Origin of the sequence: Pseudoalteromonas luteoviolacea DSM 6061, from assembly GCF_001625655.1 — a bacterium.
Taxonomy (GTDB): domain Bacteria; phylum Pseudomonadota; class Gammaproteobacteria; order Enterobacterales; family Alteromonadaceae; genus Pseudoalteromonas; species Pseudoalteromonas luteoviolacea.
This window is the reverse complement of the sequence record NZ_AUYB01000102.1, coordinates 151669-171331: the sequence shown is the minus strand read 5'-3', so window position 1 is coordinate 171331 and position 19663 is coordinate 151669. Positions and strand designations below refer to the sequence as shown.

General features: G+C 40.5%; 14 protein-coding genes. 5 read left to right on the top strand and 9 right to left on the bottom strand.

The window, feature by feature from the left end:
• The first annotated feature begins 297 nt into the window (after positions 1-297).
• Both N475_RS11635 and N475_RS11630 read left to right on the top strand, forming a co-directional pair.
• Entirely contained in the window at positions 298-831 is a 534-nt protein-coding gene (locus tag N475_RS11635) for a hypothetical protein (protein WP_063357718.1), read from the top strand.
• A complete protein-coding gene (locus N475_RS11630; RefSeq protein ID WP_063357719.1) occupies positions 828-3650 on the top strand; it encodes a prolyl oligopeptidase family serine peptidase in 2823 nt (940 codons plus the stop codon). The genes N475_RS11635 and N475_RS11630 overlap by 4 nt, the downstream gene beginning before the upstream one ends.
• A 64-nt stretch (positions 3651-3714) precedes the next feature.
• Here N475_RS11630 and N475_RS11625 read toward each other — a convergent pair whose 3' ends face one another.
• A complete protein-coding gene (locus N475_RS11625) occupies positions 3715-6225 on the bottom strand; it encodes a M1 family aminopeptidase (RefSeq protein WP_063365325.1) in 2511 nt (836 codons plus the stop codon).
• A gap of 299 nt (positions 6226-6524) precedes the next feature.
• Between N475_RS11625 and N475_RS11620 the strand changes: the two genes are divergently transcribed.
• A complete protein-coding gene (locus N475_RS11620; RefSeq protein ID WP_063357721.1) occupies positions 6525-7349 on the top strand; it encodes a substrate-binding periplasmic protein in 825 nt (274 codons plus the stop codon).
• A gap of 193 nt (positions 7350-7542) precedes the next feature.
• Here N475_RS11620 and N475_RS11615 read toward each other — a convergent pair whose 3' ends face one another.
• The 6 genes from N475_RS11615 to N475_RS25465 all read right to left on the bottom strand — a co-directional run bounded on the left by N475_RS11615 (position 7543) and on the right by N475_RS25465 (position 13527).
• The gene (locus N475_RS11615; protein ID WP_081232418.1) at positions 7543-8403 is read right to left on the bottom strand and encodes a hypothetical protein; all 861 of its coding nucleotides are present in this window, start codon (positions 8401-8403) and stop codon (positions 7543-7545) included.
• Between the two features lie 46 nt (positions 8404-8449).
• Positions 8450-10045: an esterase-like activity of phytase family protein gene (locus N475_RS11610; RefSeq protein ID WP_081232417.1), complete on the bottom strand. Its 1596-nt coding sequence runs from the start codon at positions 10043-10045 to the stop codon at positions 8450-8452.
• Positions 10046-10447: 402 nt separating this feature from the next.
• Entirely contained in the window at positions 10448-11218 is a 771-nt protein-coding gene (map, locus tag N475_RS11605) for a type I methionyl aminopeptidase (protein ID WP_063357722.1), read from the bottom strand.
• On the bottom strand, positions 11199-11405 hold the full coding sequence (locus N475_RS11600; RefSeq protein ID WP_063357723.1) for a TA system antitoxin ParD family protein: 207 nt from the start codon (positions 11403-11405) through the stop codon (positions 11199-11201). The genes map and N475_RS11600 overlap by 20 nt, the downstream gene beginning before the upstream one ends.
• A 380-nt stretch (positions 11406-11785) precedes the next feature.
• On the bottom strand, positions 11786-13237 hold the full coding sequence (rsmF, locus tag N475_RS11595; RefSeq protein ID WP_063365324.1) for a 16S rRNA (cytosine(1407)-C(5))-methyltransferase RsmF: 1452 nt from the start codon (positions 13235-13237) through the stop codon (positions 11786-11788).
• 131 nt (positions 13238-13368) lie between these two features.
• On the bottom strand, positions 13369-13527 hold the full coding sequence (locus N475_RS25465; RefSeq protein WP_155730929.1) for a hypothetical protein: 159 nt from the start codon (positions 13525-13527) through the stop codon (positions 13369-13371).
• 271 nt (positions 13528-13798) lie between these two features.
• On the opposite strand from N475_RS25465, the gene N475_RS11590 reads away from it, so the two are divergent.
• Both N475_RS11590 and arsJ read left to right on the top strand, forming a co-directional pair.
• Entirely contained in the window at positions 13799-14809 is a 1011-nt protein-coding gene (locus tag N475_RS11590; RefSeq protein WP_063357725.1) for an ArsJ-associated glyceraldehyde-3-phosphate dehydrogenase, read from the top strand.
• Positions 14810-14813: 4 nt separating this feature from the next.
• Entirely contained in the window at positions 14814-16022 is a 1209-nt protein-coding gene (arsJ, locus tag N475_RS11585; protein WP_063365323.1) for an organoarsenical effux MFS transporter ArsJ, read from the top strand.
• Positions 16023-16041: 19 nt separating this feature from the next.
• Here the strand turns inward: arsJ and N475_RS11580 are convergent, their stop codons facing one another.
• Both N475_RS11580 and htpX read right to left on the bottom strand, forming a co-directional pair.
• Positions 16042-18036, bottom strand: coding sequence for a methyl-accepting chemotaxis protein (locus tag N475_RS11580; protein WP_063357727.1), 1995 nt, complete (start codon positions 18034-18036; stop codon positions 16042-16044).
• A gap of 415 nt (positions 18037-18451) precedes the next feature.
• Entirely contained in the window at positions 18452-19300 is an 849-nt protein-coding gene (gene htpX / locus N475_RS11575; RefSeq protein ID WP_063357728.1) for a protease HtpX, read from the bottom strand.
• Positions 19301-19663: the final 363 nt, after the last annotated feature.

The window sequence follows — 19663 nt, the reverse complement described above, 5'->3', positions numbered from 1 at the left end:
TATTTAAATTTTTAGAGGTGCTTAATTTGTTGAGGTCAGGAATTTTATTCTAAAAGTTATTATAAAATTTAATAATGGTAATTGTAATGTTGATTTATTAAAGGGGTAGCATTCGAGAATACTGAACCGACAAATTGTTTAACTTAGTTGTTATAAAATACGCTCTAATACCTTATAATTTCCCGCTGTTTGGTATGCATTAAATGATTTTAGCTGTTGTTTAGTGCGAATTTATGGATTATGGCAGTATTTCTTTATGGGATTGTGCCTTAAAAATTTAACAATGGAATAAAGTTGATGAAGTATTTGATACTACTGATAGCGATATTGATGAGTGGTTGTGCCACCAATGTTGAATCGATAAAAGATGACAAGGACGTACTAGTACAAGAGGACAGCGGTTACTTATTATTAGGGATTGATAGCACAATGAGCCTAAAGTCGATTGTACTAGAGGGGCCTCAAAATATAAGAATTACACATAAAGACTTAACTGAGGGTAGCAATCATATTTTGCTTGCTTTAAAAGCGGGTGATTATCAGTTGACTCAGATTGAGTTTAGTAACTATTACAAAACCGATGTTGATGACAGAGAGTATTGGACTTTTTCTATCACCCCCGGAGAGATAAACTACGCAGGAGATATTGAGTTGAGAACTAAGTGGTTTGTAAGATCGCTTAGATTCAATATGGAACTCATCAATAACTCTTCTATTGCTTTAGACTTTTTAAAAACTAATTTCCCAACTATTTTATCCAGTAAGTCAATTGCTTATGGCGGTCCAGGTGAGGACGATTATTTACATCTATGGAGTGAGAAAAGTCTATGAAACAATTTTTTGTCGCTTGTTGTATTTTCATATACTCAAGTATCGCGCAAGCGGGATTAATCGACTCCCAAAAACTGCTAACAGCACCAGAATATGCACAGTTTGCCTTATCGCCAGATGGTGACAACGTAACTTATATCCAAAGAGCCGCCAAAAGTTACCTAATTGTTAACTACAATGTAAAGGAAGAAGCGGCTGTTGCTGTAAAAAATGTTCATCACTCGAACATGCTACTTGATAAGTATTGGATCAATAATGATGTATTGTTTTTTGAACTGGAAGGCAAACGTTTTGATCACTCTTTCATAGCTAAAAAAACGCAGTCAGGCAAATTCAAAGAAGTCAGGTTAGATAAATACTGGACTGTTATTCGAGGTTACAAAGGAGACGGCAAACACATTCTGATCTCTGAGTGGAAACGTAATACGCAGTATCAAGTATCTTTAGTACAGATTGAAAGCTTGTTTTCTCATCAACGACCCAAAAAGAAAGTGCTATTCACCTCCAATTACGGTGATGGTTATATGTTTTATGAGTCTAGTGTTGATCAGCTTATTGGTTATAAGTCAGAAGAAAAAGAGGTGACGGTTTCCTCAAGATCGTTGGAGGGGTCAAAGTGGGTACCGTTGTTGACCATGAATTTTGAAGAGCGAGATTTCTTTGCACCAATTGGCTTTCTTGATAATCGTACTATGGTTGTGCTGAGCAATAGGGATAGCGATAAAATCTCAGTTTATAAATACTCTCTCGATGATAAAAAAATCAGTGGCCTAATATATGGCAATAACACCTATGATGTCACTGACGCACGTATAGAAGAAGGTCGTGTTGTAAGTGTGACATACATGAAGCACGGCAAACCTCATCATGAATATCTAAGCAAAGAAAGAGAAGCTTTTAAAGGACGCCTATCAAAAGAACTCGAAGGTCAGGTGCTAACTACGCTAGATATCGACCAAGACCGCAATAGTTATTTGCTCCATGCCAGTTCACCAACTCATGCAGGTACTTGGTATCACTTTAATAGTGTTGATAACAAATTTACTCGATTAATATCTGCATACGAAGAGTTAGAGAGTTACAAGTTAGCCTCAACGCAGTTAATCAAAGCCACATCTAAAGATGGGATTAAATTGGAAGGGTGGTTGACTCAACCTCGGGTAAATAATCGTAATACGCTAATTGTCATGCCTCATGGTGGACCAATAGGTGTGCAAGATAGCAATGAATTTAGACATGAAATTCAGTTGTTAGCCAATAGAGGCTTTACAGTTCTGAGAGTTAACTTTAGAGGCTCGTCAGGTTACGGTAAAGAGTTTCAAAAGCTGGGTGTAGGTGCCTTAGGCGGAGAAATTGAGTCTGATATTTTAACTGTTATCGACAAAGTAAATGAGCAATATAGCTTTAAACACACCTGTGCAATGGGGGCAAGTTATGGTGGTTACTCATCGGTAATGTTGGCCATAAATGAGTCGCAACGGTTTGACTGTGTGGTTGCAGCTTATGGGATTTACGACATTCCTTACTTGTTCAGCAGTTCTAACTTTCATGGTAAAGAAGAGTTCCAATCTAAGATCGAAGGTGCGGTAGGTTCTAAAGAAGAGGCCAGCAGTAAGCCATCTCCTGTATATCTTGCCTCTAAATTGAATGTACCTATATTTTTGATTGCAGGACGACGAGATTATGTTGCGCACTTTGAACACAGCAATCGATTCAAACAAGTATTAGACATGCATAACAAAGATGTTGAAACTCTGTTTTTCAAAAAAGTAGGACATGGCCAATCTCAGTGGTACAGGCAGAGACAGGAAACCCTTGCGGTGATTGACTTCTTGGAACGTAAGTTAAACTTACCTAAGCTGGTTCCAGATTCAGATGACGAGAAAGAGATCCTTACAAGAGAACTCATCGAAACAGCAGAGATGTATTATGCAGAAGATGTGCTTTTGGAACCAAACTACAAATTGGCCATGCATTTCAATAAGCAGGCAGCTGAGCAGGGAAGTGCAGAGGGACTGTACAATCTGGGTCTCATTAATCAGTATGGCAAAGGCGTAGAAACGGACCTAGAGCAAGCCCGAGAGTATTTTCAGCAAAGCTCTGAATTGGGTTATAGAGATGCCAAGGTTGCATTAGCTAAGATGTATTTTCATGGTATAGGTGTAGAAAGAGAGACAGATAAAGTCCACGATATTTTAGATTCTATAACTGAAATAACGGAACACCAACAGGAGAGCTTATTGCGCCTAATGCTGTACTGCCAAGCTCCGAAGAGTGATAAACATCAAGCAAGGTGTTTAGATTACCCGAAAGATTTCGTTAAGAAGTTTGAACAAGGTACTATCGGCACGTTAGCAAGATTAATTGTGAGTGCAGAAACACCCCAAGGCGTTAAGGACAACCTGATTAAGTTTGTTAGTGAGCTGTACGAAATTAATGACGTTAAGTTTAAACTCAACACGCGAAAAATGGGTACTTATGTTTGGAGTCGTCACCCAGGGTATGGATGGCGAGATAAACTTGTGCCAGTTGAAGACGCCGAGGTAACAATGGACAATACCAAGCAGTGCTATTTGGAGGCGTTTGTAGACTTAGAAGGATTTGATGGCGGAAAAAGAACAGCAGCTATTATGCGCTGGGAAGCTTTCAAAGACGGCAAACTTGAAGATGATAGCTATACGTTGTACCGGGGAAAAACATCCAAGGCATGGCAATATGCAGTTTCGATGAAAGAAGGTGCAACTGACCTACTTTACAAGGTGAGTGTATTTAATTTGCACGGAGAGCTTGTAGATAGTTTTGAGTGTAACAACAATTAAAAAATGAAGCCCGCGTTAAGCGGGCTTTTTGATCTCTCGCTCATTGACGACAGTTAATTGAAAACTATATCGCTTCTGATAAGGTTTGTAGGGAATTTCCAATATGTTTACTATCCAAGATACATTGGTCAATACCGTCAGATACAACAGTCAACTTTTTACTTAAACCGGGTATGTCTTGCCAACCCTTAAAAAGTTGGTGCATAGCTTGTTTTTGTTTAGTTGAGCAAGCTAGTAAAAAGTTATAGGGAAACCACTGTAAAGACTCTTGGGATACTCTTTTGAAAATAGCCCCTTTCTTATCACTTATTAACTGAGCAGCCGCCTCTCGTAGCACCGGGTTAAAAATGGGGAATTGAAAGCGGTAATCGATGACCATGCCTTGCGTGTCGTCACTGAGCAAAAGATCATAGTAGAGATCAGCTTTTGAGGCCGAGTCAACGTACCCAAGCGCACTTAAAACAGTTTCTCTTTGCGGTTTTGGCGTTTTTTTAAAGTCATTTACTAATACTTTATAGTGTTCGATATCCGTATGTCTTGCAAGCGTCATCACGATACTCTCAAGGTGAGCGTGGTGAGATTTAGATTGGTAGGCAATTTGAGCTGCATTGATTGCTTTGGAGTCGCCTAAATATACGCCAAAAAGTTTCAGTAATTCGCCTGCATATGGTTTGTTTAGCAGGCTTTTCCAATCTAGCTGTAAATGAATACTTTGTTTTAAATAGGCATTGAATGCATAAACATCATTGTGCTGGATGTGCTCTAAATACGCATCGTTTAAAGCACTTACAATGTGATTTGAGCGAGTTGCCGATAATGGTAATTGATTAAGTTCTGTGACCATGTTTTGAATGTACTGCATGTAGTTGATGTACCCAGCAATGGCCAGTGCTTGTTCATTATCTCTGAATGAAGCCTGTTCCTCTTGAGATAAATGTTTGAAATCGATGTCGTTATATTTTGATTGATTAATATAACGAAAATATCCAGCTCCTCCTGCGTCCATAAATATAGCTTTTACCTGCCCTGCTAGTGCAATTGTTTGTGACTGTTGTGATAGAACCATTTTATGTACGGAGGTTCTTTTTCCATCCCATAGCTTTAACGAGACAGGGATGCTCCATAATTGATTAGCTCGATTCGACATGTCACGCTGGCTAATGACTAGTTGGTCCTTATTCTGTTTTAAGGTGAGCAATGGGTAACCTGCTGTTTGGGTAAAATCAGTGACTACATTTTGCAGCTTCGGACCTTTTAACAAGTCAACAAACTGCTGTGTACTGACATTTTTCCCACTAAAAAGACTGACATAACGTCTCATAAGCGCTTGAAATTTATGATCTCCCATTGCTTGTTCGAGCATCTCAAGCACCGCTCTGCCTTTGGTGTAGTGTAGTTGTCCGTAAGCCAGTGTGTCTTTTCTTGATTTCACGTCAAAAATAAGTGGCATGGCATTGCTGGTATCATCTTTAAAAGCGGAAGACTGCGGTGTGTAAGTACACATATCCTGATTTGGGTATAGGCTTTGTACGACTTTTGCAGCCATAAACTCTGTGAATGATTCATTCAGCCAATAATCGTCATACCAAGCCATTGTTATATCATTACCAAACCAACTATGGGCTACTTCATGAGCAATTAATTTTTTAAATTGGCAATGCGCCATATCAGTGGCGTCTTTACTCGGTACTTGATTCACATTGAGAGACACAAGCCCAAGGTTTTCCATAGCTGCAACACTGCCGTAATTTCCTATCACGAAGTCGAGCTTATTGAAGGGGAAAGGGGTATCTAGATATTGTTCAATACTCAAGATCGAAGCATCAACAAGGCGGTCAAAATACTCTGGTAACACTACATCTAGGCCTTGTGGGGAGTAAACTTTTGATTGATAGCGACTAGGGTACAAGTGGCGTGTTTCGAACTTACCAATGGCAAATGACAATATGTCTGTATTAGTCATAGGTGTTGCTCTAAATTGGGTTAATGTTGCACTTTTTTGTTTTGTTATGGTTTTTACAGGAGTGTTGTGCAGTACATCATACCCAATGGGTGTCGAAATGCTGAATTTATAAATGGATTTCTTATTCGGTTCATCAAAAGTAGGGAAGACGCTTCTTGCTTCCATGGATTGAAATTGGGTGAGTAGGTAAGTTGGCTCGCCCTCATGATTAGCTTGGTACAGTCCCTCCATGTGCTTGGATAAGTACCCATTAAAATGAATGCTTAACGACGCGTCTCCACTGAGCTCAAAGGGCACTGTATGTGATACAATTTCGTACTGATTAGCTTGCTCGATGCTTAGTTGGTGACGCTTGTCTTGGTATTGTAAGGATACTTCGCTAATTTCTAAGTTTTTGCTGTGATATGAAATATACCGAATTGGGCTTTGAACGTTCAACTTAAGTGTAGTGTGACCAGTAAAGGAGTTACTCTGCGGATCTATGTTTAAATGGATGATTTGTTCGACCAGTTGAGTGTGCTCAGGTAATCTAAATGCATCATTTGCTGGGCTTGAAATTGAGAACAAAAGCAAAACAGATAGGATGCATTGTGCAATACGGCGTACTAGCATAGATTTCTTTTTTTGATTATTTATTTAGCTAATCTACCTCAATAACTTGTTTGTTGATAGCGGTGTGTTCTGATTGATACATGTTGCTGTTACATGGGTACTGGGCGTTACTACAAAAATAGACTCAGATAAAAGAAACCCTTTATTAAATATCTACATTCTAGGTGGTTTTCTACACGTCAGTCTTAAGCTAGCCAAGAAACTCTGCACAATGATGGTTTAAATTACGACGTAAACCTGTCTATTCTTTTGTCGATTAACTATGCTCATGTTAATAGAGTGCTTTTCTGGGTAATACAATGGCCTTTTGGTGCAAAGCAATAATCACTGCAATACTATTCGTGACTTCTTATTGCTATGGCGCAAGCAAAACGGTCTCGGTAATTACTTTGCCTGATTATGAGCCATTCGGCTATTTAGCTCAAGGCGACACACACGTAGTGAAAGTACCACCTGGTGAGGATAGCGAGCTTTTTGAGGGGTTCGCATGGGATGTTGTGCGTGAGAGCTTTCATTCAATGGGCTACACGGTTGAATTATGGGTTGTTCCGTGGGCAAGAGCATTAACTTATCTGGACTCGGGCAGGGTTGATCTGATTTTTCCTGTGAGCATCAGTGCAGAGCGACTAAAAATTTATCGATATTCTAAAGAACATGTGAATAGCGTTTTTTATCGTCTCTATGTCTTAAAGTCTCAATCATTGGAATGGCAATCCTTAGAAGCTCTACATGACATGACCATTGCCCAAATGCGAGGGTTTAATTACGGAGAGAGGTGGGCTTTGCTCAAAAGTGTTGATAAGTATGATGTAGGCGAGATCATTCAAGGATTTGAAATGCTAATGAGCAAGCGAGTAGAGGGGTTTGTTGGCTATGAAGGCGTTTGGGATATTGTTCTTCATCAGCACAAACTTGAAAACGATATTATCAAGCTACCTATGTTTGATAGCAATAAGGAGTACCTCGCTGCGTCTTTAGGTAATCCAATGGGAAGAAAATTACTACGTCAGTTTGACATAGGAAAAAGAAGAATTACAGAAAGTGGCAAGCTAAAAGAAATTCAGGCCAAATGGTCAGATCTATTAAGCGAGAGTGATTCTAGTAGCGACAATAAAAATCAATAGTTAGGCTTGTAGTTGCTGTTTTATTCGATGTCTTTAAAATCGCAGCATCTAAGTCCAGAGCAAACAGCACTAGTCGTAACTGAGGTGAACTAAGCAAACTATTGATAATAAAAGCATCTAAAACTTTTCAAGGCTATTTAAATATCATCTAGGGTTAAGTGAAAGGTCTTTAACCTTGCTCTTAATAGTTAGCTTATTCATCGCAAAAGTTTGGTTGATGGTGGTATACAAACTGTGTTTTGGTCATGCTTGTGCTGTCTATATAGTCAAGGTTATTGCTAATGCTTTCGAATAAATGCGCAGCTCGCTGCGTTACCGTTTTACTAAAATCTCCCTGTTGTTCAGCATATTTGAAAGAAAGTTCTGCAACAAGTGGTGTGTTGGACGATTCATTTTGATACCAAAGTGTTATGGAGAATTCAGCTTCTTGTCGTCCAAGGTCAACCGTTGGCCCTTTATAAACTCGCTCATAAACATTAAGCCCAGATACAAGATTTAACGGCATAGCATCTGGCAACTGATAGGCGTGTTCAAACCCATCGAAATGCTTGTTTATATCCTTTATTTCATTGATGTTTCTTGTATTTGGCACTTTAGTAGAATGTCCATAGACTACTTTCCAGAGACCACTATGCGTGACACTGTAATCAGCTTCAAGTTTCGTGGTTGCATCGGTATGTTGACTTGACACATCTTCGAAATGTGACATGTATAGGTCCACATGACGATATTTTAAAGTAACTTCAGACTGGTTCTTTTCAGTACGCTCTCTAAATATGTATCCTAGCTTTTTTAAAGTGCATGCGTGTTGCACATCATAAAAACGAACTTGGCGTATTTTTGACAAATATGAATCACCTAAAAGGGGCTTATTTGTGGCAGCCAAAGTTATGTCTGCAAGCTCACGAAACACTTGATTGACGATGTCAGGCTCATTTGAATTTGAAAAGTACGTATTACTTAACATAACTTTGTACTCTTTAGAGTCAATGATTGGTACAGCGACCGTATTGAGAGAAAGCAGCGCAAGTATGGTGATGAGAGAGTTTTTCATGATTATCCTTAATATTGTCAAAAAGCGGCTTGTGCCGCTTTCAGAGTTATTGGTCAAGCTGCAGATTTTCAAATAGATAGAGCTTGTTTTCATCAACTTGTGTGCGCCCCAAATCTAGGTATTTTTGCTCAAGCACTCCATCGGTAGACCAGGTTGCAAAGTCATCATCATTGATAACAGCCAATCGACTTGAGTCAATTAACCACATACCCTCTAATTTATCGTGGGGGTAGGAAATTTCCTGTACAAGGTCCAATACCAGTGTTTTGCTTACAGGTTGAATACCATGTGTGGTAAGTCCGTTCCAGCCAGCTTGCTGGACTGTTTGTTCTATGGTGTTGCCCGAGATTAACAGGCCAAGTTCAGGGTGTTGTGTAAGCACTTCATTTTCGGTAACTTGTTCAAGATCGGTCGCATTGGACAAATCAATTTTGTAGATTCGCTTCATTGCTTCAGGGGTCTGTTGATAAAAGGCCCCATCTCGTTCAATCACAAGGAACTCTGTATTAGACAGTGCCACAATTCCTGAATTTGAATTTTGCTCTTTTTCTTGTGAATACAAGTATTGGCTAACTTGTTGAGTTTCTAAGTTAATTGCCACAATACGAGTAACGTTCAATGATTTAACCGTTTTATCAGGGTTGTACATGGTTGATTGCATCACACCAACTAGCGTTTTCTCATCGGGTGTGACGGCCAGACCTTCCATACCGCGGTTTGCTCTGCGGTTAGAAAACTCTTGAGGTAAATGTAGTGTCACGCGTTCATCATGAGTAAATGCATTGATGCGGGCGAGCTCATTGCCGTCCGCGTCAAAGTGAACGATATGTGGTCCATATTCATCACTTACCCAAAAGGTGCCATCAGAAAGCGCAACGAGGCCTTCACCATCTAAGCCATAGTCATCTAACTTTATGGGGTTATCTAGTTCATGGTAGGCTTTTGTTTGGTCAACAAGTACTGGTTGGCCGTCCACTGTGTAGGGAGTTTCACCTGTTCCTCCCAAGCTTGACGTATTGGGTAACCCTGAAATTGGGGTGCCGTCTGGGCGTTTTAGTAGTATGGTTTTTACTTTTCTTATACTGCCATTTTTTTGCAGTTCGAAAAGTCCGATACGCGGAGTGTAATTTGGTGTTGGGAACTTTTTACCTTTGCCATGATCGCCTGTGAAGGTTGCATTTGGGCCACGGTCTGTGAGGGCGTAAAATTGTAGTTTGTTGCTAGGGTGAGCGACCATATCTGAGCCAAATCCGCCATTTCGAATTTCAAACGTGCTGCCTTCAATCGACCCATTTTGTAAATCATTTCTGAGTGCAGTGTAAGGTAAACTGACGCCATTCGCCGTTATGGGTGTCAGTTGGCAAACTACATTTGATTGTGTGGTCTCTGAACTGCTCAAGTTACCGTCACTGTTTGTATCTAATCCTGACGTAATAGCGATGCCTCCAAAAAAGCACTTACTATCGCCCATAGGCAATGCAGATTGCTCCACTAGGCTAGACAAACCGGCGTTGCCATCTTTACCCGTCGAACCATCTGTACCGTTACTTCCTGCTATGCCTTGTGCGCCATCATCACCATTACACCCTGTTAAGCTAGCAATCAGTGCAATTGAGATTAAACTGAGCCCAATATGTTTCATTCCATACTCCTTCTTATTATCTATATTGCGCAGCTAGATAGCTGCTTAAAACTTGCGCTAGCTTAAACTCAAAGAATCATAGATTTATGACATTGAAAGGCGTTGATCTTTAGTCTAAATGTGGCTGAGACATCTATATGGGTCGTGCTGAGGCTTTATGCGGTGGTGATTGGTTTGCCAATCGCTGTTGGCTAAGTCGGCTATGACGCCAAAACTACAATCAATTACATACAAGGAATACCAGAGCTCAGAAATTGCGCTCGCTAATAAGTGACAACCTGATTCTATTTCACATTGGCCCTGCGGGGCCAGTGTGATTTACTACATGAAACTTATTTGGTATTCATGATAAGATTTGAACTGTTTTCTTTTTTGGGTGTAACAAGCAACAACTTGATTTTTTTAGTGTTCTTCATCTCGAAGTGTCAGTACTTCATATCCACTCTCAGTAACTAAAATAGTATGCTCCCATTGCGCGGAAAGCTTTTTATCCTTGGTTACAACAGTCCATCCGTCTTTTAGCGTTTTAACCTTATGGGTCCCTTGGTTTATCATCGGCTCAATAGTAAATGTCATACCCGGTTTTAAAGTGAGCCCAGTATCTTTTTTACCAAAGTGGAGTACGTCAGGGCCTTCGTGCATTTGTGCACCAATACCATGGCCACAGAACTCTCTAACAACACTGTAACCTTGACGCTCAGCGTAACTTTGAATCGCATGACCTATATCACCGAGCTTTACACCAGGTTTAACCAGTTTGATCCCTTCCCACATTGCTTTGTATGTTTCGTTAGAGATTTTTCTCGCAAGTGCTGGTGCTTCTGGCATCACGTACATTTTGCTCGAATCAGCTAAAAAGCCGTCATATTTAAGGGTGACATCTACATTCAATATATCACTGGACTTTATTTTTTGGCTGGCTTTTGGCATGCCATGGCAAACGACATCATTAACAGACACATTGACCGCATACGGATAGCCATATTGCCCTTTGGTGGAGGCAATCGCGCCGAGTTGTTGCGTAATGTATGATTCAACGAAGTCGTTGAGTTCCATGGTTGTCATGCCTACTTGGATATGTTCATCAAGCGCTTTGAAAACGTTTGCCAATAATTTACCAGATTGCCTCATCTGTGTGATTTGTTCAGTACTTTTAATTATGACTGGCTTCATGTTGTTTCTTTCTTACTTGTTCTAGTTCAATTTGGATAAGCTCAGCAAAAGACTTATCTTGATTTTGCTCTGCTAAACGACCTATTTTGAGCCAAAACTCTGCCTGTGAATTGATCGAACGTGACATTACCTGGCTGGCTAGCCTTACCTCTTCATGTAATTCTTCAGAAATTTTTACGATACCCATAAATTATATGTTTTGTAGCAAAATATATATGCATTGTATTTTTTGGATATAAAAAAGCAACTATTTTAGGTAGTGCCATGTGAATGAGAGAGAGTAAATGACAGTTTTATGAACATGGCAGGAGAGTGGGGCGAATAATTTTAGAGCAAAAAAAACGCCCAGTAATGTGTGAATCTGGGCGTAGGGGAAGGCTCATATGGAGCCGTGCGCTAACTTTAACACCTTCTATTACATATAAGGGAGAAGTAGAAAGTCTATTAAGTGTAGTTAACACAGCTAAAAAGTTACAAACAATCTGACATTTTTAAAATTCTTATAAATCATTGGGTTAAATTCATATGAATTAATAATCTTAAAGTTGTCAAAAAGTTCTATTCAGGTTATACCCAAGTTATCAACTGTCCTTGGGCTATCAAGTCTCGTGGTAGGTTGTTTTTTATTTTTCCTTTTTGCCATTTGCCAAGTCCTACAGGCGCCCCACATAGCGTTAATATCACTTCACCGCTTTCAGATGTTGGTTTGTCTAAACGAACGTCTTTGCCCTGGAAATAATCCACAGCCTGTGTGTACGTAAGTGCATGGATATTTTGCTTGGCTAAATATCCAAACGCGGTGGCCAATTCATGCTCTAGCCTAACTCCATTTTTGTGAATAGTGCCAACTTTAATACCCAGTCTTGAATACTTTATTTTGTCTTTGAGAACTTCAAGGTGTTCTGGGAATAACCAAAGCTCTTTGTCTCTTTGCATTAGGTCGCCCGGCAGCTCGGTTATTTTAAAATGCTTTTTAAGGTATGAATTAAATGTTTGCTGCGCTTTGGGTGAAAAAGCTTCAAAGGGAAAAGCACCTTTTTTAACTTGTTGGTTCTCGTGGGTAACAGAAGCATTCTTTTTGAACTTAGCAATAAAAAATCCTTCACTATCGAAGATCTGAGGCCATACATGTAAGTAGCCTTGCTCGGTAGTAGCGTGTGCGGCATTTTCAAATAGGTTCTCCAGAGAAATTGTTTCAACAGAATCACCAAACTCTTCGAGTAGATACTTGCACACATTTTGGTTTTCAAGTGGAGTCAGCGTACAAGTTGAGTACACAAGCGTACCGCCTGGTTTTAATGCTAAAAACGCGCTTTTGATTAATGATTTTTGCACTTCGGCAATTTCAACATTTGACTCGATAGACCAATTTTTGAGGGCATTCGGATCTTTTCTAACCGTACCTTCCCCTGAGCAAGGCGCGTCCAATAAAATGTGGTCAAAGCATTCGAACATATAGTCGCCGAAAATTTTTCCGTCGAAATGTGATAATGCGCAGTTAGATACACCCATTCGCTTCATATTGGCAGCAAGTACTTTTAATCTGGAAGAAGAGAACTCATTGGCCACAAGTAACCCGCGATTATCCATTAAAGCGCATAGTTGAGATGTTTTAGAGCCTGGTGCAGCTGCTACATCAAGTATTGCAAACTCACTTCCTTCTATTGTTTGGATTTCTTCACGAAGGGCTAAAGGTGGCAACATTGAGCTGGCTTCCTGCACGTAAATACAACCGCTGAGGTGCAGCGCAGTATTGCCAATAGGCAGTGCAGCTTCTTCTTCTTCACTTCGAGTAAGCCAAAAACCTTCTGGGCACCAAGGGATTGGAGATATTTGCCAACCAATTTTTTGTGCTTCGAGTTCGAATTCGGCAACTGACATTTTTAGTGTGTTAACACGTATTGATAGCCTCAGTGGTTTTTGACAACTACTGATAAAATCTTCTAGAGCTAGGTGAGGTGGGATGTAACTCTGTACGTCATCAATAAAGTTTTCTGGGATATATGTATTTTTGTCCAATCTAAATTACTCGACACAATTGGGATTGGGCCTAGTTTAACATTATTAAGTATGGATTGGGCTAGGACAGGGTCATTTTGGCAAACGTCATGCAGGGGATAGTACATGACGCTTGCGATTACTTAAGTTGGTTAAGGAGTTTCTGAATCACAATGGTAATAAGATTCGCATTCTTGCGTCGGCCCGTTACTGAGCCCCGCACCACCCACTAATGGAGTGAGCTTTTTATCTAACGGTAGTTTGTCGAAATTGAGTTTCTTTAGTGGTCTTTTGTTGACTTTAAGCTTCATAGTTAGCTCCTTTAAAGATTTCATTTACTCATTGCTTTCATTTTTATGTTAGTAAACTAAGAATAAATTTCAAATAAATTTAACTAAAATAATACAAAAGGTTCACTTTTAAAGGGTTGTATATATGTAAAAACGAATATATGATTTTCCATATATTGAGTGAGGTCAAGATGGCACGTTCAAAAGCAGAATAATGGCTGCAAAGCGAATTATATTTGTCTAAATTTGAGACTTTGCAGCATTGCTAAATATCAATTGGAGTATCCATAAGATGAAAATTAAAGTAGGTATTAACGGCTTTGGCAGAATGGGGCGCTTAACGATGCGCGCTCTATGGGATTCAAGCGAAGTGGAAATCGTCAAAATAAATGACCCAGCTGGCGATGCTGTTACGCTTGCACATTTAATGAATTTTGACTCTGTTCATGGAAAATGGGCGCACGAAGCCTTGGCTGAAGGCGAAAATATGGTGATCAATGGCCAACGTATTGAAGTAACACAGCAAGTAAGTGTGGCAGAAAACGATTGGTCAATGTGCGATTTGGTTATTGAAGCTTCTGGCAAATTGAAGAGTAAGCAAAAATTAGCTGACTTTTTTGCTCAAGGGGTTAAACAAGTGGTTGTAACTGCACCTGTAAAAGAAGAAGGGGTGTTGAATGTTGTGATGGGCGTAAATCATCATGATTATGACGTACAACAACATGAAATCGTGACCGCTGCGTCGTGCACAACTAATTGCCTTGCCCCTGTTGTAAAAGTATTGCAAGACAATATTGGCATTAAACATGGTTCTATGACCACAATCCATGACATTACCAATACTCAAACAATCATTGATGCACCCCACAAAGATTTGCGCCGTGCGCGTTCATGTGGTACCAGCTTGATCCCTACGACAACGGGGTCTGCAACTGCAATTACACATATATTCCCAGAGTTAAAAGGCAAGCTAAATGGCCATGCTGTGCGTGTGCCTCTGACAAATGCTTCTATCACAGACTGCGTATTTGAAGTCAATAGAGAAACATCTACAGAGGAAATCAATGGTTGGATGGAACAAGCTGCTAAAAATGAGTTAGCAGGTATTTTAGGTTACGAAACCCGCCCACTGGTATCTATTGATTATAAAACCGATCCTCGAAGTGCAATAGTAGATGCGCTGTCGACTATGGTGGTTAATGGAACTCAAGTAAAGTTGTATGTGTGGTACGACAATGAATGGGGTTATGCAAACCGCACTGCTGACCTAGTGCGCCTCGTTGTCGCTAAGCGTTGGGGATGATCAGATGACGCCGTCTCTCAGTTCAAGGTTGTCGCCTGAAATCAAACAGTATTTAATAATTACGGGCAATTACTGGTCGTTTACTTTGACTGACGGTGCATTGCGCATGCTGGTGGTACTGTATTTCCACCAGCTTGGCTATAGCCCTCTGGCAATAGCTTCTTTGTTTTTGTTTTATGAGTTCTTTGGCGTAGTAACAAACCTGCTGGGTGGTTGGCTAGGTGCCCGTTTAGGCCTTAATAAAACAATGAACATTGGATTGTTTTTGCAGATTGTTGCGGTGTCGATGCTTGCACTTGATGAGCAGTTGTTATCTATTGCATATGTGATGGTCGCACAGGCATTGTCGGGAATAGCAAAAGATCTCAATAAAATGAGCGCCAAAAGTGCTATAAAATTATTGGTCCCCAAAGATCAAGACAGCACGCTGTATAAGTGGGTCGCTATCCTTACAGGATCTAAAAATGCACTCAAGGGCGTTGGCTTCTTTCTTGGTGGCATGTTACTTACCTTACTTGGATTCCAAGGTGCACTATGGTTTATGGCCGCAATGCTCACGATTACTTGGTTGATGAGCTTATTATTGCTGACGCAAGATTTAGGAAAGAAAAAGAACAAACCCAAATTCAGTGAACTTTTGTCCAAAAGTAAACAGTTAAATTTGCTGGCTGCGGCGAGGATGTGCTTGTTTGCATCTCGTGACGTGTGGTTTGTTATTGCTTTACCGGTCTTTTTGGCATCAACGTTTGGATGGGACCATTGGTGGGTCGGAGGCTTTATGGCCAGCTGGGTGATCGCTTATGGTATTGTGCAAGCAAATGCGCCTAAAATTACTAAAGGCACTGAGAACCGCTTTAAACAGGCTTTATTTTGGGTCACGATATTATCTTTCATCCCTGCGTTATTAGCACTGGGGTTGTGGCTAGAGTGGCAACTAAAATTGGTTATCATCGGTGGGTTATTAATATTTGGGGCGGTATTTGCCATAAATTCTTCACTCCATAGCTTTTTGATCGTGAAAATTGCAGACAGTGACGGGGTGTCAATGGATGTTGGCTTTTACTATATGGCCAATGCGATGGGGCGGTTGATTGGTACGGTATTGTCTGGTTTGGTGTTCCAGCTTTATGGCTTAGAGTCGTGTTTATTGGTTTCTAGTGCGATGTTAGTTATGGCGAGTTTATTTACAGTAGGTTTGAGCAAGCGCAACTAAGCGCTTGCTCTGACTTACATTAAGAACCAAAACTATTTGGTAGTTTAAAGCTTGCTGTAACCTGCTTTAAGGTCTTTGATTGCTTGTCTAACTCCAGACTTGCCGAAGTCACCTGATCTGCCCCGGCTGCATTATCAATTGCGGCTTGTCTAATAGATTCTACGTTGTAAGAAATCTCTTCGGTAGTAGCTGATTGCTCTTGTGCAGCTTGTGCAATTGTTTGAGCGCTCTGAGCAATTTGATTGATTTGGCTAACACTTTGCTCAAGTAACGCTGCGCTGTCGTTGGCCGCTGCAATGGTTTCTCTGGTGGCTTCTGCGGATGCATGCATTTCTGAAACAGCAGTTTGAGACGTTGATTGTAGGTTAGCAATCATGGTTTCAATATCGGCAGTTGAAGCTTGAGTTTTTTGTGCAAGTTGCCTAACTTCATCGGCTACGACCGCAAACCCACGACCATGCTCTCCTGCACGCGCAGCTTCAATAGCGGCGTTAAGCGCAAGCAAATTGGTTTGCTCTGTTACAGCCTGAATAACTTCAATGACACGACTGATGTTCTGAGTATTGTACTCCACTTCTTTAATTGCAGATTCAGAGTTCTCAACGGCGCTATTTAGCGACTCCATCTGCTCGACAGTCTGACGTAAAGTCTGATTCGCCGATAGTGATGTTTGCTCAGCATCCAAACTTAAATCAGCAACATTACGTGCGTTGGTCGCCACTTCGTCAATTGAGTATGAGGTCTGTTGAATTGCTTCGGCTACCTGCTCAATATTAGCATGTTGTTCTTGTAAGCTTGCATTTGCTTGTTCACTTGCTGCGCTCGTTTGTGTCGCTGTTGAAGCAAGTTGCGAAGTTGTTTCTACAATCGTACCAATGACACTGGTAAGGTAAGTGTTCATTTGCTTCATTGCACCATAGACGCCAATTGCATGTTGCTCGGTGCTAAAATCTTCACGCAAGTCACCCGATGCAATGCGTTCACTGATCATGCGCATTTCAGTTGGCTCGCCTCCAAGTGGACGAAGCACGGCGCGTGAGATTAGCACTGTCGCTACCGCAACACTTAAAATGGTGAGGACAAAGATAATTGCAATTATCCAATAAAGCTTATGTACCGGAGCAAAAGCTTCTGCCTTATCGATTTCTGCGAGCAATACCCATTTTAAACCCGCAAAAGTGTAGGGAAGGTAAGCCGACAGTACAGGGTTTCCGTTGTAATCAATAATAATTTCTGTATCAGAAATACCCTGAAGACCTTTTCTCACTGCTTGTGTATCAGCGCCATTCGCACTCACATTGCCCGCGAAACTTGCGATTACTGTGTGATTAATTGGATCAAGGTAAGAGTCTGAGCGCATACGGAAGTCGTCACCGACAAGATATGATTCACCTGTTTCGCCCATGCCGTCTCGTTGCTGCATAATGGCATTGATAGCATCAATAGAAAGCTGCAAAGCAATGACCGAGTGAACTTGGCCATCAATGATTACAGGCATACCGATAAATGCAGCAGGCTCTTGGTTACTCGGTGCGTATGGACTGTAATCTGACACTACAAACTGATTGGAAGTGACCACTCTATTAAATAACTCAGCTAAACCTGAATCTCTGTAAGGTCCTGATATTAAGTTTGTTTGATAATCGGACTCTCTGGCTACGGTATAACTGATCAAGCCGTTGCGCTCAATGACGAATAGGTCGTAAAACCCCTTTTCAGTGATAAACATTTCAAAAAGAGAGTGGTAGTTATGTGCCAGTTGGCCATTAGTGTGCGATTGGTTTTGCTCCACCATTAGCTGCCACTTTTTAGCGATCACCGATAAATCGCCTTTTCGGGCGGTAAAGTAATCATCAATTTGCTTATGTTTTATATGTTTGATGGAAGTGAGTTGGTTGTATGCTTGTTCCTCAAGCGCCGACGACGCAGTCCACAGTGAAATCATCGCGAGTATGCCTGCTGGCACGAGGCCAATAAGCATAAATGAAATGAGTAATCGGGTTTTGATCAGCATACTTCTTTTTACCTTATTTGAAATTCAATATTGCTATTATGTCAATAAATAGGGTTACATATTTTAAACAAATGGGCCCGGTATGGATACACGCAAAAAGTATGGTTTAAATTAATATTACAATTAAATTAAGGTTAAATTTTAACCCCAAATTGAGATTTAATCGTATTTGTTCAAAAATACTACGCTGTATTTACTGGATTTTGTATCAATGGGAAAGGTTGCATGCTACTTTTGGCGTAAACAAACGTTACTGTTCTTATATGCCACTGTAGTATATCAATATTATTTTTTATAACTAGGATGGTAAAATAGCGTGGAAGAAAATGACTAAATTTAATTAATTGTAAATCGTCATTAAAAAGGCCCGAGTGGGCCTTTGGTTATAATAACTACAAAGTGTTTACATTTTATTCTAAGATAATGCGGCAATTCTTTGCTCTAATGGTGGGTGGGATGCAAATAAATCCATCACATTTTTACCCGATGCAATACCAAATGCCATCATTGAGCCTTCTAATTGAGAGTCCTTATTGCTGCGAAGGCGCTCTAATGCAGCTTTCATTTTATGTGCGCCCACAAGGTCAGCTGCACCTTTGTCCGCTGCATATTCACGCTTACGGCTGAAATAAGCAACAATCATTGAAGCCAAGAATCCAAACAGGATTTGGAAAATGATATCAAAAATCATGTATGTCCAACTCACGCCTTCACTTTCTTCATCGCCATTCAAAAAGCCATCCACAATATTGGCGAGGACTTTTGAGATAAAAATGACAAAAGTATTCACGACACCTTGAATTAAGGTCAGTGTTACCATGTCGCCGTTAGCAACATGAGAGACTTCATGGGCTAAAACGGCTTCGGCTTCGCTTTGGCTCATGCCTGCGAGTAGTCCTGTACTCACAGCAACGAGGCTGTTATTTTTACTTGGCCCTGTGGCGAATGCGTTCACTTCCGGGCTGTTGTATATAGCAACTTCTGGCATTTTAATACCCGCTTTTTGCGCTTGCTCTGATACCGTGCTTACTAACCAGTGCTCGGTTTCGTTGCGGGGCTGTTCAATGACATATGCACCAGTTGATTTTTTTGCCACCCACTTTGAAAGATAAAGCGAGATAAAAGCACCGCCAAAACCAAAGAATACTGCAATCGTCAATATCCCCGCATAACTGCGCGAAGAGACGCCAAGGACAGAAAGAACAATAGACAAAACAACCATAATGGCTAAGTTTGTCGCTAAGAAAAGTAACACGCGTTTCATAGTCACCTCTTTAAAATTTACTTTACTAACTAGTTTTACTCTTGCTAGATAAAAAACGTTTAACGCTTAAATACCAATATGGAGGTCGTACAGCATTTCTCAAGACTGAGTATGGCGATGAAGTGTTACAAGATGTTGTGGCGTGCAAAAGCTGGTAAACAAGCTGGACTTCAGAATAGTACTTATGTAACTTCCGTGGCTCGCTCATTGCTCGTTAGATAGACGTATTTAGTTGCAATAGATGATAGAAGATAAAAAAAATCCCTCTTGCGAGGGATTTTGGGTAACTCAGCGCCTTTGGCACTGGGAATGAGGTCGGTACATTTGTGCTAGTTGTTTACTAGGTTCTTGACCTTATTGATT

What these genes read in the sequence shown, in the direction of transcription:
- N475_RS11635 (WP_063357718.1), top strand. Translation starts at nt 298, where the DNA reads ATGAAGTATTTGATACTACTGATAGCGATATTGATGAGTGGTTGTGCC.
- N475_RS11630 (WP_063357719.1), top strand. Translation starts at nt 828, where the DNA reads ATGAAACAATTTTTTGTCGCTTGTTGTATTTTCATATACTCAAGTATC.
- N475_RS11625 (WP_063365325.1), bottom strand. Translation starts at nt 6,225, where the DNA reads ATGCTAGTACGCCGTATTGCACAATGCATCCTATCTGTTTTGCTTTTG.
- N475_RS11620 (WP_063357721.1), top strand. Translation starts at nt 6,525, where the DNA reads ATGGCCTTTTGGTGCAAAGCAATAATCACTGCAATACTATTCGTGACT.
- N475_RS11615 (WP_081232418.1), bottom strand. Translation starts at nt 8,403, where the DNA reads ATGAAAAACTCTCTCATCACCATACTTGCGCTGCTTTCTCTCAATACG.
- N475_RS11610 (WP_081232417.1), bottom strand. Translation starts at nt 10,045, where the DNA reads ATGAAACATATTGGGCTCAGTTTAATCTCAATTGCACTGATTGCTAGC.
- map (WP_063357722.1), bottom strand. Translation starts at nt 11,218, where the DNA reads ATGAAGCCAGTCATAATTAAAAGTACTGAACAAATCACACAGATGAGG.
- N475_RS11600 (WP_063357723.1), bottom strand. Translation starts at nt 11,405, where the DNA reads ATGGGTATCGTAAAAATTTCTGAAGAATTACATGAAGAGGTAAGGCTA.
- N475_RS25465 (WP_155730929.1), bottom strand. Translation starts at nt 13,527, where the DNA reads ATGAAGCTTAAAGTCAACAAAAGACCACTAAAGAAACTCAATTTCGAC.
- N475_RS11590 (WP_063357725.1), top strand. Translation starts at nt 13,799, where the DNA reads ATGAAAATTAAAGTAGGTATTAACGGCTTTGGCAGAATGGGGCGCTTA.
- arsJ (WP_063365323.1), top strand. Translation starts at nt 14,814, where the DNA reads ATGACGCCGTCTCTCAGTTCAAGGTTGTCGCCTGAAATCAAACAGTAT.
- N475_RS11580 (WP_063357727.1), bottom strand. Translation starts at nt 18,036, where the DNA reads ATGCTGATCAAAACCCGATTACTCATTTCATTTATGCTTATTGGCCTC.
- htpX (WP_063357728.1), bottom strand. Translation starts at nt 19,300, where the DNA reads ATGAAACGCGTGTTACTTTTCTTAGCGACAAACTTAGCCATTATGGTT.